Origin of the sequence: Thermoactinomyces vulgaris (assembly GCF_003688725.1) — a bacterium.
Lineage (GTDB): Bacteria > Bacillota > Bacilli > Thermoactinomycetales > Thermoactinomycetaceae > Thermoactinomyces > Thermoactinomyces vulgaris.
On sequence record NZ_REFP01000007.1, the window covers coordinates 464,135 to 481,285 of the forward strand.

General features: G+C 48.6%; 20 protein-coding genes. 18 read left to right on the forward strand and 2 right to left on the reverse strand.

Translation table 11 applies throughout. The annotated features are described in order from the left end of the window. Positions 1–792, reverse strand: coding sequence for a phosphosulfolactate synthase (comA, locus tag ATH33_RS02675; RefSeq protein WP_037993877.1), 792 nt, complete (start codon positions 790–792; stop codon positions 1–3). Positions 793–856: 64 nt separating this feature from the next. Then, complete coding sequence (locus ATH33_RS02680; protein WP_049719935.1) at positions 857–2,137, reverse strand: MFS transporter; 1,281 nt, start codon at positions 2,135–2,137, stop codon at positions 857–859. 139 nt (positions 2,138–2,276) lie between these two features. Here ATH33_RS02680 and ATH33_RS02685 point away from each other — a divergent pair, with 139 nt between their 5' ends. The 18 genes from ATH33_RS02685 (at position 2,277) to dxs (ending at position 17,150) form a co-directional block, all read left to right on the forward strand. After that, entirely contained in the window at positions 2,277–2,696 is a 420-nt protein-coding gene (locus tag ATH33_RS02685; RefSeq protein WP_049719936.1) for a CD1247 N-terminal domain-containing protein, read from the forward strand. A gap of 127 nt (positions 2,697–2,823) precedes the next feature. Beyond that, positions 2,824–3,804 carry a stage III sporulation protein AA gene (spoIIIAA, locus tag ATH33_RS02690; protein WP_037993875.1) on the forward strand — a complete coding sequence of 327 codons (981 nt, stop codon included), beginning with the start codon at positions 2,824–2,826 and terminating at the stop codon, positions 3,802–3,804. Next, positions 3,798–4,316 (forward strand): stage III sporulation protein SpoIIIAB, encoded by a 519-nt coding sequence (gene spoIIIAB, locus ATH33_RS02695; RefSeq protein ID WP_037993873.1) that lies wholly within the window; start codon positions 3,798–3,800, stop codon positions 4,314–4,316. The genes spoIIIAA and spoIIIAB overlap by 7 nt, the downstream gene beginning before the upstream one ends. 28 nt (positions 4,317–4,344) lie before the next feature. After that, positions 4,345–4,551 (forward strand): stage III sporulation protein AC, encoded by a 207-nt coding sequence (gene spoIIIAC / locus ATH33_RS02700; RefSeq protein WP_037993870.1) that lies wholly within the window; start codon positions 4,345–4,347, stop codon positions 4,549–4,551. A 15-nt stretch (positions 4,552–4,566) separates the two neighbouring features. Continuing rightward, positions 4,567–4,956, forward strand: coding sequence for a stage III sporulation protein AD (gene spoIIIAD, locus ATH33_RS02705; RefSeq protein ID WP_037993867.1), 390 nt, complete (start codon positions 4,567–4,569; stop codon positions 4,954–4,956). 12 nt (positions 4,957–4,968) lie between these two features. Next, entirely contained in the window at positions 4,969–6,153 is a 1,185-nt protein-coding gene (gene spoIIIAE / locus ATH33_RS02710) for a stage III sporulation protein AE (RefSeq protein WP_062842951.1), read from the forward strand. 21 nt (positions 6,154–6,174) lie between these two features. Then, positions 6,175–6,795 carry a stage III sporulation protein AF gene (spoIIIAF, locus tag ATH33_RS02715; RefSeq protein WP_037993864.1) on the forward strand — a complete coding sequence of 207 codons (621 nt, stop codon included), beginning with the start codon at positions 6,175–6,177 and terminating at the stop codon, positions 6,793–6,795. 68 nt (positions 6,796–6,863) lie between these two features. After that, positions 6,864–7,484, forward strand: coding sequence for a stage III sporulation protein AG (spoIIIAG, locus tag ATH33_RS02720; RefSeq protein ID WP_037993863.1), 621 nt, complete (start codon positions 6,864–6,866; stop codon positions 7,482–7,484). Between the two features lie 16 nt (positions 7,485–7,500). Continuing rightward, on the forward strand, positions 7,501–8,061 hold the full coding sequence (locus tag ATH33_RS02725; protein ID WP_037993862.1) for a SpoIIIAH-like family protein: 561 nt from the start codon (positions 7,501–7,503) through the stop codon (positions 8,059–8,061). A gap of 187 nt (positions 8,062–8,248) precedes the next feature. After that, positions 8,249–8,773 (forward strand): acetyl-CoA carboxylase biotin carboxyl carrier protein, encoded by a 525-nt coding sequence (gene accB / locus ATH33_RS02730; protein ID WP_037993860.1) that lies wholly within the window; start codon positions 8,249–8,251, stop codon positions 8,771–8,773. A 25-nt stretch (positions 8,774–8,798) separates the two neighbouring features. Continuing rightward, entirely contained in the window at positions 8,799–10,160 is a 1,362-nt protein-coding gene (accC, locus tag ATH33_RS02735; protein WP_037993858.1) for an acetyl-CoA carboxylase biotin carboxylase subunit, read from the forward strand. Beyond that, positions 10,157–10,564 (forward strand): Asp23/Gls24 family envelope stress response protein, encoded by a 408-nt coding sequence (locus ATH33_RS02740; protein WP_037993857.1) that lies wholly within the window; start codon positions 10,157–10,159, stop codon positions 10,562–10,564. Before accC ends, ATH33_RS02740 begins: the two co-directional genes overlap by 4 nt. Before the next feature lie 89 nt (positions 10,565–10,653). Next, complete coding sequence (gene nusB / locus ATH33_RS02745) at positions 10,654–11,070, forward strand: transcription antitermination factor NusB (RefSeq protein WP_037993855.1); 417 nt, start codon at positions 10,654–10,656, stop codon at positions 11,068–11,070. A gap of 159 nt (positions 11,071–11,229) precedes the next feature. Beyond that, a complete protein-coding gene (gene folD / locus ATH33_RS02750) occupies positions 11,230–12,090 on the forward strand; it encodes a bifunctional methylenetetrahydrofolate dehydrogenase/methenyltetrahydrofolate cyclohydrolase FolD (RefSeq protein WP_037993853.1) in 861 nt (286 codons plus the stop codon). 95 nt (positions 12,091–12,185) lie between these two features. Further along, positions 12,186–13,550, forward strand: coding sequence for an exodeoxyribonuclease VII large subunit (gene xseA / locus ATH33_RS02755; RefSeq protein ID WP_121874031.1), 1,365 nt, complete (start codon positions 12,186–12,188; stop codon positions 13,548–13,550). Further along, positions 13,543–13,803 (forward strand): exodeoxyribonuclease VII small subunit, encoded by a 261-nt coding sequence (gene xseB / locus ATH33_RS02760; RefSeq protein WP_037993848.1) that lies wholly within the window; start codon positions 13,543–13,545, stop codon positions 13,801–13,803. The genes xseA and xseB overlap by 8 nt, the downstream gene beginning before the upstream one ends. Next, positions 13,804–14,700 (forward strand): polyprenyl synthetase family protein, encoded by an 897-nt coding sequence (locus tag ATH33_RS02765; protein ID WP_049719945.1) that lies wholly within the window; start codon positions 13,804–13,806, stop codon positions 14,698–14,700. Positions 14,701–15,260: 560 nt separating this feature from the next. Further along, the gene (gene dxs, locus ATH33_RS02775; RefSeq protein WP_037993843.1) at positions 15,261–17,150 is read left to right on the forward strand and encodes a 1-deoxy-D-xylulose-5-phosphate synthase; all 1,890 of its coding nucleotides are present in this window, start codon (positions 15,261–15,263) and stop codon (positions 17,148–17,150) included. The last annotated feature ends 1 nt before the right edge of the window (position 17,151 follow it).

The following is a 17,151-nucleotide window of genomic DNA, read 5'->3' on the forward strand; positions in this document are numbered from 1 at the left end:
TTAAGTGCGGGGGTCGCCCGGCCGGAAGGTATCGGCCCGAAGGCCTCTGCGCAAGCATTCCAGTGACAGGATGTCATGGGGTGAAATGTTTCCCAGATTGGCATTCGGGCCGAGGAGATGAAGAAGTTGGATTTGCTGATGGGTTTGGGGGGCTTCCCATAAAATGGTGTCGGGATCGGTTTGGTTCCGGATGTATTCCAGCATGGACCGGCGGATTTGCCCGTTTTCATCATAGATCCCGACATTTTTTCCTGATTCTCTTCCTTCCACGATCACAAAGGCGGCTCCCGCCTCCCGGTCCCGTTCATAGATGTTTGAAAACGATTTCAAATCAAGGGGGACGCCTGATGCTTTTTTTCCGATTTCAGTGATGACGCGAAAACCCATTTCTTGCCCCAGTTGGATCAGGCGGGAGCGCTCGGCCGGGGAAAATTCCATTAATCCGTCGGAAACTTCAATCCATTCAAACCCTAATCCGGCGAGGGTCTCCAAGTACGGTTGGAGCTTATTTTGGGCATGGGCAATTTCCAAAAATGTGCCGCCCGGGTAAATGGATACATTGGATTGCCGGGCGAGTTCTATTTTTTTGCGTAAGATACCGGGCGGAGTGATTCCGGCGGTGCCAAAGCCCAACTTGAGAAAATCAATATATTCGCCGGCGAGCTGGAGCAAATCGCAAAAAGCGCTCAACCCCAACCCCTTGTCAATCACCATGGTCAAACCGTTCTGACGGGGTTTTGGCGGGCGCTTTCGGGATGAAACGAGTGCATCCGGCCATAATGACTGATTCATGGATTTCGCCTCCTGAAATGAATTACATCTTATTTTTATGCGCGGCGAATCCGCATGTAACACTTCAGACAGGCGAAAGCTTCTTTTTCCGCAGCAACAACCGGGTTCTTCCGTCTTTTCCCCGCAACCGCTGAGGACGGTCGATAAATTTCCGGGTCAGGAAAATCATGACAAACAATATGGCTGCCAGCCCGAGAAACAAAAGATACGGATGGGATGACAAAGCGCCGAAAACCGGCGGGCCGAGGGCCACTCCGAAAAAGCGGACGCTGTTGTATAACGAAGTGATGATACCGCGCTCCTGCATGCCGACGGCGGAGGTGATCAACGTATTTAAACAGGGGAGGATCAATCCGCTTCCGATGCCGATGGCAAAAGAGCAGAGGATCAGCCAATAGACATTGGGCCACCAGGGAATGGCCGCAGTGGCGATGGTGGTGATGATCAAACCGATCACAATCAAATGATTCATCTGGTGCGTTTTTTCTTTGACATGAGTTCCCGTGAAGTATGCGGTTAAACACAAGGCGAGCAACGGGATGGCCAAAATAAACCCTTTGACCACGCCACCGATGCGGAAGGATTCCTCAAGGAAATCAGAGAGGTAAAACAAAACCCCGAACATGGTGAACATGATCAAAGACCCGGACAAAAAGGTAATGACAAGCCAGGAGCCCCTGCGTTGAAAGACTTGGCGGATATGTTGTTTGTATTCCCGCAAAGGTTGGGGCTTTTCTTTTTTGGACGGTTCTTCGATCACTTTCCACAAGGCGATGGCCACCGGCACACACAAGAGAGGAAAAATAAAAAACATGGCATACCAGGTAATCAGTGCAATGAGTGAACCGAGAATGGGACTGATCACTTTCCCGAATGCGTTGGAGGCTTCCAAAATGCCAAGCGATTTACTCCGGGCTTGCCCTTGGTACAAATCCCCCAACAAGACCATGGCAATCGGAGCGGTTCCGGCGGCACCAATTCCCTGGATGATCCTTGAAATCAAAACCATGGTGTAAGATCCGCCTTGAACGATGGACGAAAAGCCGGCCAACAACCCCCCAAAGCCATATAAAAGCAAACTGTAAAAAACAATTTGTTTGCGGCCGATCCGGTCCGCCAGAATCCCGGCAACGGGAATGACGATGGCTGCAGGGATGGAAAACAAAGTAATGAGCAGGCTGACTTGGAATGAATTTACATTCAGTGCTTTTTCGGCTGTCGGCAATACCGGAATCAGCATCGAGTTTCCGATCACCATAATAAACGGAATGGTGCTTAATGTGAGTAAAACCGCAGAATCAGCCGCGGCATTTTTTTCTTTTGACGCCATTTGATGATGAGGCATTCGGTTCACCTCTTTTGTTTTTTATTGGTTTAGAATGTCCCGTTTTCCGAAAAAACTTGTTTCCATTTATTGATTTGTTTGTGTCTCCGGTGAAAAAGACACACTAAGGAAAAATCATCAGGGACGATGAGGTGATTGTATGTATGTCAACTTAAAACGGGATTTGTCTTATATTGAGGGACTTTTGGAAGGTGATGAAAATCACCGGGATCACGTGGAATCCAAAGCGTTGCACCGTCTGTTGGACATTGTGGATCAGTTGGTCGAGTCCGTTGAGCAATTGGACCGGCGACAGTCGGAATTGGAAGAATATGTGGAAGCCGTGGATGAAGATTTGAATGATCTGGAATTATTGGTTTATGACGATGAAGATGACGAAGAGTTTGATGAACCGGTGTATGTGGTTTGCCCCGAATGCGGGGAAGAAGTCGTGGTGGAAGCGGAAGATTTGGAAGACGACTCCATTGAACTTCTTTGTCCCAAGTGTAATACGGTGCTGGAATTACAAGACATACACGATGAAGAAGCCAAAGAAATCATGGATGGCGGGACGGACTGAAAAAGGGCGCCCCGCTCTTTTTTTGCTTTTACGGTCGCGGTGATTTTGTCCGCATTGCTTGTCATATTCAAAACAAGTCCACATATGAATGGGAATAAGAAAAAAGGTTTGGGACAGGAGGTGCTCCATGTCTTTTCAGCCGGTTCTTCAAGTTCTTCCGCTTTCCCTCCGTGAGGTGATCCGGGCGCTTCCTTCTCCGGTATTGGAGTGTTTGGAAGAAGTCAGAGTCCGCCAGGAGAGGCCGCTGGAAATCGTCACCAATGAAGAGTCGTGGTTTGTCAGCAGGTCTTCGCGCCTTTCCAAACAGCCGCACGATGCCATGATTCCGAACAAGGAAGATTGTCTGAATCTCTTAAATCTGATCAGCAACCATTCTTTGTACACCATGGATGAAGAGTTAAGGCAGGGATATGTGACAGTGGAAGGCGGGCATCGGATCGGACTGGTCGGAAAGGTGATTGTGGAGGGAGGGAAAGTCAAATATCTCCGCGACATCACCGGTTTTAATGTCCGGATCGCCCGGCAGGTTCCCGGCGTGGCAGATCCGTTGCTCCCTTATATGTTTCATCACAAAAAAGCGGAAAACGTTTTGATTGTGTCTCCTCCCCAATGCGGGAAGACCACACTGATCCGTGACCTTGCCCGCCGGGCCAGTGAAGGGAGCACGTTGTTTCCGGCATTCAAAGTCGGCATTGTGGATGAACGGTCGGAAATAGCCGGTTGTGTGGCAGGGATCCCCCAGCATGATGTCGGTCCCCGGACGGATGTGTTGGACGGGTGCCCGAAAGCGGAAGGAATGATGATGATGATCCGCTCGATGTCACCGGATATCCTGGTGGTGGATGAGATCGGGCGAAAGGCGGACAGCGATGCCATCCATGAAGCGATTTATGCGGGGGTTCACATCTTTGCCACGGTTCACGGGCAATCCATCAAGGAGATCGCCGCGCGTCCGGTGTTGAAGGAACTTTTGCAGGAAAAGGTTTTCACCCGGATTGTCTTGTTAAGCAGGAGAAAAGGCCCCGGAACGGTGGAAGGCGTTTTTAATCAATTTTTTGAGCGGCTGGATACAAGGCAAAGGGCAGGAAGGCCGGGAACGTTATGTTGAAAGTTTTGGGGGCGGTTTTGATCCTCATGGCGACGTCAAAGCTTGGGTTTGACTCGGCCCGGCAACTCCGGAAGCGTCCGCGGCAAATACAAGAACTCCGCTCCGGTTTGGCAATTTTAAAAACCGAGATCAATTATGGGACAAGGCCGCTCGCCGAGGCATTCGAACGCATTGCCGAAGCGGCAAGCGGCGAATTAAAGCCGGTCTTCCTTGAAGCGGGCCGGAATTTAAAATCTTCGGATGGCAAATCCACCTATGAATGCTTGAAAAAGGCCATTGAGGATAAGTGGAAAAAAACCGTGATGGGGGAAGAGGAGAAAGGCATCGTCCTTAAACTGTGTCAAGTGTTGGGCAGTTCCAACCGGTCGGATCAATTGCATCACTTGGATTTGGCGCAAGAAAACTTGCAAATGGAAGAAAACAAAGCCCGGGAAGAACAAGAAACCTATGAAAAAATGGTGAAAACACTCGGAGTATTGTCTGGAGCCCTTCTGGTGATTTTGATGTTTTAAACTTGGATGAAGGGGTGGTGCTGGCTTTATGCCTTACCATTTGGATTCGGTATTCCAGATTGCGGGGATCGGAATCATCGTGGCCATGATTCACACGGTGTTAAAACAAATGGGCAAGGAAGATTTCGCTCATTGGGTGACCTTGTTTGGTTTTGTCGTCGTTTTGTTTATGGTTGCAATGTTGCTTCAGGATTTGTTTCAAACCATTAAAAATGTCTTTTTGTTTCGTACTTGATGGGAGGCGATCCGCTTGGAAATCATCCAGGTGGCGGGCCTTGGCCTCATCACCACATTCCTTGTCCTGGCCGTAAAAGAACAAAGCCCCGTTTTTGCATTCTCATTGGCGCTGTTTGTCGGCGTGGTTATTTTTATCTTCCTGGCAACCAAAATCGGGGAAGTGATCGGCATCTTGAAGGATCTGGCGCATCTGGCCAAGGTGAATGATCTGTTCTTGGAAACCATCTTGAAAATCATCGGAATTGCTTACATTGCCGAGTTTGGGGCACAAGTGACAAGGGATGCCGGACAAGATTCCATTGCGTCCAAGATTGAACTGGCAGGAAAAATTTTGATCATGGTGATGGCAATTCCGATCATTACCGTGATGATTGAGACTATTATCCAAATTCTGCCCGCGTAAGGATGAAAGGGAATGAAGAAAAAGATTTTGCTTGGATGGATATTGATTTTGATCACAGGCTTTCCTCTCTTGTCCACTGCTGAAAACGAGGAGGATTCCCGGGTGGTCAATGAAATGATCCGTTCCCGCCTGGATCAGTTGCAAACCGAACAAGTCGAGGATTTTTGGAAACAAATTGCGCAAGATTATGAAAAGTATTTGGGCGGGCAGAGTTCAAAGGATATTTTTGATTGGATTCTTTCGGGGGAAAACAATCTCAGCCTCAAGAACGTGTTAAGCGGTTTGATCCGGTATTTTTTCGATGAAGTCCTGTACAACGGGAAATTGTTGGGCAGCATCATCATCCTTACGGTTTTCAGCATGATTTTGCAAACACTCCAGACAGCGTTTGAACAAAATCAGGTCAGTAAAGTGGCCTATGCCATCGTGTTTATGGTGGTGATCATTTTAGCGGTGAACAGTTTTTATGTCGCCGTCGATTCGGCCAAGCTGGCGATCGGGCGCATGACCGATTTCATGCTGTCTTTGATTCCGTTGATGATGACGCTGATGGTGACGATGGGCAATGTGGTGTCCGTGTCCCTTTTTCATCCCTTGATTGTTTTTATGATCCACATTATTGGAACGTTGATTTATACCGTTGTTTTTCCGCTGTTGTTTTTTTCGGCAGTGCTTAGCATCGTGAGCAGCATTACGGATAAGTACAAAGTCAATCACTTGGCGGGATTGTTGCGCAAAATCGGAATCACTTTATTGGGAGGGCTGTTGGCCGTCTTTTTAGGGGTGATTTCCATTCAGGGAGCCACCAGTGCGGTGACCGACGGGATTACGCTTCGAACCGCCAAATATATTACGGGGAATTTTGTGCCGGTGGTGGGAAGAACCATATCTGAAGCGGCAGACACCGTCATGAGCGCTTCCTTGCTGGTGAAAAACACCGTGGGGCTTTCCGGGGTGCTGATCCTCCTGTTTATTTGCGCTTTCCCGGCGTTGAAGATACTATCGCTTGCTTTTATCTATAATTTTTCGGCTGCCGTCATGCAACCTTTGGGAAGCAGCCCCATCATCGAAAGTTTAAACACGATCGGCAAGACGCTGATCTATATCTTTGCGTCTTTGGCAACCGTCGGGCTCATGTTTTTTCTCTCCGTAACCATATTGGTAGCGGCCGGTAACATCTCCGCCATGATCAGGTAGGTGAAACAGATGGTCTCCTGGATGAGTGATTGGTTGAAGCAAATTGTCCTCTTGGTTTTGATCGCCACCTTTATTGATTTATTATTGCCGAATAATCGTCTGGACAGATATGTGAAATTGGTGATGGGGCTGCTCATCATTTTGGCGATGTTGTCACCCGTTTTCCAATTGCTCTCGGAAGACCATGATTTAAGATCCTTTGCCTTTCTCAGTTCAAACCCGGCGCTGTCCAGGGAAGTTTCGATGGAAGAAATAAAACAAAAAGGGGAAGCCCTCAAGCAGGAACAACAACAATGGATCCGGCAAGAAGCTGAAGCAAGGATCGGGGAGCAGTTGAAAGACGAATTGCAACAGCGCTTCCAAGCCGAAGTGGAAAAAGCGGATGTGAAATTAAAAATGGACGGAAACGAGCAGGCAATCGAAGGCATCCTGGTGGTCATGCGGCCCCGATCTTCCCCGGCGTCGCAAACGGACCGGTCCATTGAACCCGTTGAAATCAATGTGGGAAAATCCGGCGACATTGCCAAAGAAAAAGATCAGGAAGCGAACCGGAAAAAACTGCAAGGGGATGTGATGCATTATCTTGAAAACCATTGGAATGTACCCAAGGAAAAAATTCATGTGGAAGTGCGGGGGGAGTAGATGTTTGCCGGTTACAGTCATGGTCACCGGGTTTACATAACCATCAAAGACGGAGGTGAAAAGCAAACATGTTCAAAAAGCTTTTCCAAAACACGACAGGGGACGGGGAGAAGTCGAAGCGGTTGGGATGGATCCTGATCTTGGGGGCTTCGGGTGTGGCGATTATGATTCTTTCATCCTTCATCCAAGTGAGAGAAGCTTCGTTGCCGCCGGATAAAAATGATTCTCCCCAAGCGGAAGCCGATGCCAAACCGGCGGCTGTGACCACTTCCGCAAACGATGCCCTCAGCATGGTGGAATACGAGCAGAGGTACGAAAAAGAACTGGAGGAAGTGTTGAGCAAGATCGTGGGGGTGGAAGATGTTTCCGTCATCGTCAACTTGAATTCGACCGTGGAAGAGGTTCTGCAAGTGGATAAAAGAGAATCGCGCCAAGTGACGACAGAAACGGATAAAAACGGCGGGAAACGTTCGGTCACCCAGGACACTGAAGATCAAAAAACCGCCTACTACCGCGGTGAAAACGGGGAGAAGCCCGTGGTGATCAAGAAGTTAAAACCGCAAGTGCGGGGGGTGTTGGTCGTTGCGCGCGGAGTGGAAAACCTGAAGGTGAAAGCAATTGTGATTGAAGCAGTCCAAAGAACGTTGGATGTCCCGGTGCATCGAATTTCTGTATTACCGAAAGGATAAAAAGGAGGAAGTCTGAATGTCGGTGAACAAGCAAACGGTATGGCTGGTGACGATGTTGTCCGTCATGGTCGTTTTGTCTGCCTATTATATCGTGACGGGTCCGGTTGAACCGGCTGAGCAGGTGGCGCAAACCGCCAAGGAAAAACAAGGGGATATCAAAGTGGATATCAAGCCGGTCGATGAACCGTCTTCTTCCGGGGAAAAATCGGCAGAAGTTCTGGAAAATCAGTCCAATGACTTTTTTGTCGGTTATCAGTTGCAACGGAGCACTTTGCGCCAAAAAATGGTTGAAGAATACATGCAAGTGCTGACCAATCCGGAAGCACCCGAGAAGGAAGTGGAAGAGGCCAATCAGAAAATCCAGCAATTGATGAAAATTGACAATCAGGAGACTGTGTTGGAAGAACTGATCCGGAAAGAAGGCTATCAGGATGCCGTGGTCATTACCAATCTTCCACACGTCGATGTGATTGTCCAAAGCGAAAAGCTGGACAAAAAACAAGTGGTGAAATTAATCAGTCTGGTCCGCCAGCATTTGCAAGTCGATCCGCATCATGTGACCGTCGCATACCGTTGAAAAAAAGAAATGATCAAAAAACCGGTTTCAGAAAGGAAACTGGTTTATTTTTTCATACGGGGCATTTGGTAAAACCGGGTCGGTTGTTTTACTATGTATAGAGGTGGTCAAACCACTGAAAATGCGTTATGCTATTAGCGTTATCATGGAATTTGCTTTGGGCAGAATTTAAGGGAGGAAATCAAAGATGAATTTTAAACCGTATGAGATTCGCGAACTGATCCGATTAATTGATGAATCTCAAATCGATGAGTTTGAACTCGAGTTTGAAGGAAACAAAATTTACATGAAAAAGTCCGGCACAAACAGCGGAGTTTCTGCAACGGTCACGACATCCGAACCGGCTGCTCAAGCGGCACCTGTACAAGCTGTCCCGACCCCCAAAGCAGTGGTTCCGGAAACCGTCGCGGCGCCAAAGGAACAGGGGGTTCAGGAACCGGCCCCGCAAGCGGCGGAGGAAGATGATCCGACCTTACATAAAATTGTTTCGCCCATGGTTGGCACCTTTTACCGCGCTCCGGCTCCGGATGCCGATCCTTATGTAAAAGAAGGAGACACCATTCAAAAAGATACAGTGGTGTGCATCGTGGAAGCGATGAAATTGATGAATGAAATTGAAGCGGAAGTAAACGGTACCATTGTGAAAGTGCTGGTGGAAAATGGACAACTGGTGGAATACGGCCAACCTTTGTTCTTGGTGAAAACCACATAACAACGGCCGCGGAAGGAGGATGACAATGTTTAAAAAGCTGTTAATCGCTAACCGTGGTGAAATTGCTGTGCGGATTATTCGTGCCTGCAAGGAACTCGGGATTTCCACGGTGGCTGTTTATTCCGATGCAGACCGGGAAGCATTGCATGTAACGCTGGCGGATGAGGCCTATTGTATCGGTCCGGCTCCAAGCAAAGACAGCTATTTGAATATGACCAACCTGATGAGCACGGCAACGCTGGTCGGAGTGGATGCGATTCACCCGGGATACGGTTTTTTATCTGAGAATGCTGATTTTGCCGAGTTATGCGCTGCTTGCAACATTACTTTTGTGGGCCCTTCGCCGGAAGCGATTCAAAAAATGGGGGATAAGACGACGGCCCGTGACACCATGAAAGAGGCCGGAGTGCCGGTCGTGCCGGGGACCGAGGGAGTGATTGAGGATGTGGATGAGGCCGTGCAGACCGCCAAAGAAATCGGTTTCCCGGTGATTGTGAAAGCAACCGCCGGCGGGGGCGGAAAAGGAATGCGTGTGGTCCATCACGAAGAAGAGCTGAAACGGGCGATTGCACTTGCGCAGAAGGAAGCCGAAGCCAATTTCGGCAATCCGGGTGTTTATTTGGAAAAATACCTGGTGGAACCCCGTCACATTGAGATCCAGGTATTGGCGGACCAGCACGGAAATGTGATTCACCTCGGAGAACGGGATTGTTCGATCCAGCGGCGGTATCAAAAACTGGTGGAAGAAGCACCTTCTCCCGCATTGTCTCCGGAATTGCGGGAAAAGATGGGGGAAGCGGCAGTGAAAGCAGCCCGGTCCGTCCAATATTCGGGAGCCGGCACAGTGGAGTTTCTCCTGGATAAAGAAGGAAACTTCTATTTCATGGAAATGAATACACGTATCCAGGTGGAGCATCCGGTTACCGAGCTGATTACAGGTGTGGATTTGGTGAAAGAGCAAATCCGGATTGCCGCCGGCGAGAAACTTTCGCTTCGTCAGGAAGATGTCCGGATCAACGGTTGGTCGATTGAATGCCGGATCAATGCCGAGCGTCCGGAAAAAGATTTCATGCCTTCACCGGGAACCATCCAATTCTACCTGCAGCCGGGAGGAAACGGAGTGCGGGTGGACAGCGCTTGTTATCAAGGCTTTAAGATTCAGCCGTTCTATGATTCCATGGTGGCAAAGTTGATTGTATGGGGAAAAGATCGCAATGAAGCGATTGAGCGGATGAAACGGGCATTAAATGAATTTGCGATCGACGGAATCCATACAACCATTCCGTTCCACCTGAAACTGATGCAACATCCGAAATTTGCCGAAGGGGATTTTGACATTCTTTTCTTGGAGAAGAATCCATTAAATAAGGAGAGTATGGATCAATGAACGAAATCTACGAGTATGATCAAAATGCGATTGGCAAGATTGAGATTGCGCCGGAAGTGATCCAAATTATTTCGGGGATTGCAGCGGCTTCCGTCGAGGGCGTCATCGGATTGAGCGGGGGAACCGCCGCGAATATCAATCAGTTGTTGGGCCGCAAAAATTTGAAAAAAGGAATTCATGTGGATTTGGGAGAACAATTGGCAGTTGACTTGTCCATTGTGGTACAATATGGTTTCAGTATTCCTGAACTGGGCCGTAAAGTGCAGGAGGAAGTAAAACAAGCCATCGAAAACATGACCGGGCTTCAAGTGGATCAAGTTTCCGTGAAAATCAGCGGCATCAAGATGCCGGCAAACGATTCCGGGGATGAAAATAATGAGCCAAACCCGCCACGTGTGAAATAAGAATGGCTTGTGCAGTTTTTTGGTTAAAATAAAGTGGGAAGATCGAAGACCGGGCTGAATGGCTCGGGCTTCTTTTTGGGGGATTGTTGATGAGCAGAAGAGAGATCAGGGAAAAAGTGATTCAAACATTGTATGAGTGTGAATTTCGCCCGGATGAGCGGGAGGAAATCGTGTCTGTGCGCAGTACCGAACTCGCGGGGGAAGAGCGCTCGCATTTTTTGCATTTAACGGAAGGGGTTTTGCAAAATGCTTCCAGTCTGGATGAAGTGTTTCGCCCCTTGTTGAAAAAAGGCTGGTCATTGGAACGGATTCCCACCGTGGATAAAATGATCTTGCGCTTGGCCATATTTGAATTGTCATATGAAAAAGATGTGCCCAAGGCCGTGGTGATCAATGAAGCGGTCGAACTGGCCAAATCTTTTTCCGGCGAAGAATCCGGCCGGTTTATCAACGGGGTTTTGGGAAGAGTGGCAAAAGAAGAAGCCGGGCAAATAACCGAACAATAAATTTGAATAAAGAGGAGAGGGGATGGGTCCTTCCCTCTTTTTTATATATGAAAACGCTTGTATTTTAAGTGTTTGCGGAAGGTCTTTACATCAAAGTATTTAGCATATAAACTGAACATTAATTAATTATTAACCTTTAATGTTAAGGAAGTGAGCGCGTTGTCTTATCAATTGATTGATGGAAAACAAATCGCCAAAGAAATTCGTGCGGAGTTGAAAAAGGAAGTCGGCCAATTAACCGAAGAGGGGTTGAAACCGGGATTGGCCGTCATTCTGGTGGGAAACAACCCGGCATCCGAAACTTATGTGCGGAGTAAAATCCGGGCATCGGAAGAAATCGGCCTCCACTCCCGGTTGATCCGGATGGAGGAAACCGTTCAAGAAGAAGAGTTGTTGAATCAAGTGAAAGAATTGAATGAGGATCCGGCCATTCATGGAATTTTGGTGCAACTTCCCCTACCTGCTCACATCGACCCGGATAAAGTGATTGCAACCATTTCCCCGTCCAAAGATGTGGACGGCTTTTCCCCCGTCAATATGGGAAAGATGATGATCGGACAAAACGGTTTGTTGCCGTGCACCCCTTACGGAATCATGCAATTGTTTAAACGGACGGGAATTTCTCTCGAAGGGAAACATGCGGTTGTGGTTGGAAGAAGCAATATTGTCGGCAAGCCGATGGCCATGTTGTTGCAACAGGCCAATGCCACTGTGACATTGTGCCATTCGAAAACGGTGGATCTGGCTCATCACACCCGCCAGGCGGACGTTCTTGTCGCCGCTGTGGGAAGAGGCGAAATGATTACCAAAGAGTTTGTCAAACCCGGAGCCGTGGTGATTGATGTGGGGATGAACCGGAATGAAGCCGGCAAATTGGTGGGAGACGTGAACTTTGAAGAAGTGGCGCCGGTTTGTTCGGCGATTACTCCGGTGCCGGGCGGCGTCGGCCCGATGACGGTGGCAATGCTGATGAAAAACACCGTCATGGCGGCGAAAAAGCTGTGGCAACGTGCAAATTAAATGAAAAAGAAAGAGGCTTCCTCTGTTGGAGGAGAGCCTCTTTCTTTTATAATGGAAAAGATAAGTGATTTAAAAAGGCAAAGTGAGGGGAAGTTATGTTCCGTGAACCGGAACGCGATGTCTGGTCAGTCACTGACCTGGTGGAATACCTTTATACGTCGCTGAATCTGGATGAAAATTTGAAAAAGATCTGGCTGGAAGGAGAAATTACAAATTTCTCCCAAAACCGGAAAAGCCGCCATATGTATTTCACCATCAAGGATGATCAAGCCGCCATCGATGCGGTCATGTTTGCGGGAAACAACCGCCATTTGCGCTTTGTGCCCAAAAACGGGGACCGGGTGTTGATCCGCGGGTATGTTTCTTTATACATGAAAAACGGTCATCTGCAGATTTATGTGCAGGATATGCGGCTCAGCGGAACAGGGGATTTGTACATCGCTTTTGAGCGTCTGAAAGAAAAACTTTCGGCGGAAGGACTGTTTGACAAAGAAAAAAAGCCCCTGCCCAAGTTTCCGGGAAAAGTGGGGGTAATTACCTCTGCCAGCGGAGCCGCTGTTCGTGATATTATTGTAACGATTCGCCGGCGCTATCCGATTGCATCCATTCTTTTATATCCGGTTTCGGTTCAAGGGGATGAAGCGGCACGGGAAATCGCCAAAGCCATTGATCACATGAACGAAATGGATGAAGTGGATGTATTGATTGTCGGAAGAGGAGGCGGCTCGTTGGAGGAATTGTGGGCATTCAATGAAGAAGTGGTTGCCCGGAGCATTTATCGTTCCAAATTGCCGGTGGTATCGGCGGTCGGGCACGAAACCGATGTGACCATCAGCGATTTGGTGGCCGATTTACGGGCTCCCACTCCGACGGCAGCTGCGGAGTTTGTGGTCCCCGAGCTGTTGGAGCTGAAAAATCAAACCACTCAGTTAACCCGGCGTTTGATTCAGTCTGAGCAGTCGGTCTTGGATCGGATGAAAGAACGGGTCAAAAACCAAGTCAACCGGGCTGTCTTTCTGGATCCGAAAGCACGCCTCTATCAATACACCCAACGGCTTGATCATTTACAGACGCGGCTGGAAAATGCCATGCAAACATCGCTTGAAAACAAAAAACGGGATTTTTCAGAAGCGAAGTTTCAATTAAAGGCTTGCCATCCGTCGCAAAAATTGTCTAAACTGAGTGAGCAGTTGGCGTTATTGATCAAAGACAGCCGGGCCCTGATGCGTCAGCGGTTGAAAACCGAAAAACAACGCTACCATCATCAACTGGCCCAATTGGATGCACTGAGTCCGTTAAAGGTGATGCAACGCGGATATTCTCTCGTTTACCGACTTCATAAGAATGAACTGATTAAATCCGTCCGGCAAGCGGAGCCCGGGGATTTGATTCAAGTCCGTCTCGCTGACGGGCGGTTGAGATGTCAAGTGTACAGAGCGGAGGAGGAGAACAATGACTGAATCAAAAGATCTGTCCGCATTCGAGTCCCTGCCGTTTGAAGATGCATTGAAACGGCTGGAACAAGTGGTGCAACAGCTGGAAAAAGGCGACACTCCTCTGGAGCAGGCGATTCAGTTGTTTGATGAAGGGATGAAGTTGGCCCATGTCTGCGGAAAAAAGCTGGAATGGGCTGAACATCAGGTCGAGATGCTGGTTAAGGAGAATGGAGAGTGGCTGAAAAAACCGTTTGAAATAGAGGAGGATTTGGAGTAAGTGCAATCCATTACATCATATATCAAGGAACAAGCGGATCGGGTCCACCGGGCTTTGGACCAATATTTGGACCAGATGGACAGCCTGCCCGATGTGTTGCGGCAATCCATGCGGTATTCGCTTTTGGCCGGGGGGAAACGGTTGCGTCCGGTGTTGACGCTGGCCACCGTGGAGTCGCTTGGAAAAGATCCCGAAAAAGCCATGCCATTTGCATGTGCCATTGAAATGATTCATACGTATTCCCTGATTCATGATGACTTGCCGAGCATGGATGACGACGATTACAGACGGGGTAAACTGACCAACCACAAAGTGTTTGGGGAGGCTCAGGCCATTTTGGCCGGGGATGCCCTGTTGACGGAAGCATTCGGTTTAATGGCCGCCGCGGCCAAAAAGGAAGGATTGCCTGCGGAAGTGGCCCTGACGATGATTGAAGAAGGGGCCCGCAGTGCAGGGGCGCGCGGAATGGTCGGAGGCCAGTCGGATGACCTGTTGAGCGAAAACCGGAAGATCAGCTTGGAAGAACTGGAAAGCATCCACAAAAGAAAAACCGGGGATTTGATCGCCTTTTCGGTGCGCATGGGAGCGCATTTTTGCCAGGCTGAATCCTCCGTGCTTGATGCTTTGACGCGTTTTGCTTATCAAATCGGTCTTGCGTATCAAATCCAGGACGATATTTTGGATGTGACCGGCACCACCGAAGTGATTGGAAAACCGGCCGGAAGCGACATCAAATCCAATAAAGCAACTTATCCGTCATTGCTCGGTCTTGAAGAATCCAAAAGAAGACTGAAATTGCTCACGGAGGATGCCAAAAACACGTTGATGGCCCATCCGGGGATTGAACCGTCCCGGTTGTTGGAAATCGCCGATTATTTATTGTCCCGTGATCATTAACGCCAATGTATGATAAAGAGAGAGCCTTGTGCTATAATAAAATATGTTTTCAGCAAGTGGGTCTCTTGAAAAGGGAAAGGGATGCACATCGGGAACCGTCAGATGACAAGCAGGCTGTATTTTGCCGGAAAAGCCTGCTTGATGCGGTACTCGTCCCCAGGGGTACCACTTGCGAGAACCGGGAAAAATACATATCCATCGTTGGAGAAACGATGAACGGCACCGGTCCTTGCGGCCGGCATTTTTCTGAATGGATTCGGGCAAAGGAAAGATGACGGATGTTCAGGATGTCACTGCATTTTTAAAGGGATCAGGACTCATCTGTATCGGATCATATTCATGATGGCAACGATGGCGGAGGAAATCCCGTGAAAGCGGGGATAGGCTGCTGTGAAAAGCGGACTTGACCTTGTGGTGTCGTAATCGCTTCCAACCTCTCTCTTTTTTCGCAGTGATTTTTCGGACCAAAGCCGCTTGTCAATTTCCTTTGCTCATCTTATTATTTTTCAAGTAAGTCATGTAAACCAAAATGAAAAGAAAGCGAAAGCGAGGCGTTTTTCGTGCACCTCGAGCAGATTAATTCGCCAGATGAATTAAAAAAATTACCTGTGGAAGAACTTCCGAAATTGGCGGAGGAAATCCGCCGGTTTCTCATTGAAAGTTTGTCGAAGACCGGAGGACATTTGGCCTCCAATTTGGGTGTGGTGGAACTGACGATTGCCCTTCATTATTTGTTTGACAGTCCCAGAGACAAAATTTTGTGGGATGTCGGCCATCAGGCTTATGTGCATAAAATTTTGACGGGCCGCCGGGAAATGTTTTCCACTTTGCGACAGTACAAAGGGTTGTGCGGTTTTCCGAAGATGAGAGAATCGGAGCATGACTGTTGGGAAACCGGACACAGCAGCACATCCTTGTCTGGGGCGATGGGGATGGTTGCGGCCCGGGATTTGAAAGGGGAAGACTACAAAGTCATCCCGGTGATCGGGGATGGAGCCCTGACTGGCGGCATGGCTTTGGAAGCACTCAACCATATCGGGGAATCCCAAAGCGATATGATCGTCATTTTAAATGACAATGAAATGTCCATCAGCCCGAATGTCGGTGCCATTCACAATCATTTGGCCCGTCTTCGCACAAACAAAAGCTATAACAAGATGAAAGACGAAATCCAGCATCTTTTGAAGAAGATTCCGACCGTCGGCGTGCCTTTCGCCAAAACATTGGAAAGAATAAAAGACAGTTTGAAATATTTGGTGGTATCCGGAGTCTTTTTTGAACATCTGGGCTTTACTTATATCGGGCCGGTAGACGGCCATCAATTGGATGAATTGATGGAAAGCCTGCGTTTGGCCGGCAAGACCAAAGGGCCGGTGTTGGTCCATGTCATCACGAGAAAAGGATACGGGTATAAGCCCGCTGAAGATGATTCCGTTGTGTACCACGGAGTCGGAACGTACAAAATTGAATCCGGTGCTTTTCAAAAGAAAGCAGGAGGTCCTCCGAATTACCCCTCGGTTTTTGGAAAAACCCTGGTGAAGCTGGCTGAAAAAGACGAGCGCATTGTCGCGATCACCCCGGCGATGCTGACCGGTTCCAAATTGGAAGCTTTTCAGAAAAAGTTTCCGCAGCGTTGTTTTGATGTGGGAATCGCGGAACAACATGCCGTCACTTTTGCCGCAGGCCTTGCAACCCAAGGGATGAAACCGGTGCTCGCCATTTATTCCACCTTTTTGCAAAGAGGTTATGATCAACTGGTTCACGACGTTTGCCGGCAGAACCTGAATGTGGTTTTTGCAGTGGATCGGGCCGGATTTGTCGGTGAAGATGGGGAAACCCATCAGGGGATTTATGACATCGGATATATGCGCAGTCAGCCGAACATCGTGATCATGATGCCAAAAGATGAAAATGAATTGCAGCACATGATCCATACGGCCGTCCAATACAACGACGGGCCTGTCGCCGTCCGGTACTCCAAAAGCGCCGGGGTCGGGGTTCCCATGGATGATGAATTGAAGTTGTTGCCCATCGGGAAAGCGGAAGAGGTGAGACCCGGAAAGGATGTTGCCATTTTGGCACTGGGTCCGATGGTTCAAACCTCTTTGGAAGCGGCTGAACAGTTGAAAGAAAAGGGCATTGATGCGCGTGTGATCAACGCCCGGTTTGCCAAGCCGCTGGATACCGGGCTTTTGGATCAGCTGGCTGACGAAAACATCCCGTTGATCACGGTGGAAGAAGCCGCGGTGATTGGCGGTTTCGGCAGTGCCGTGCTGGAATATTACCAGCAAAAAGAAATCGAAATGCCCAAGGTGAAAATTTTGGGGGTTCCGGATATCTACGTGGAACACGGAAGCATCGATGACCAACGGAGAGAAGTCGGATTAACTCCGGAAGGCATTGCCGATACTGTTAACAGATTTTTATCACAAAAAATCCAAAAAGCTTGAG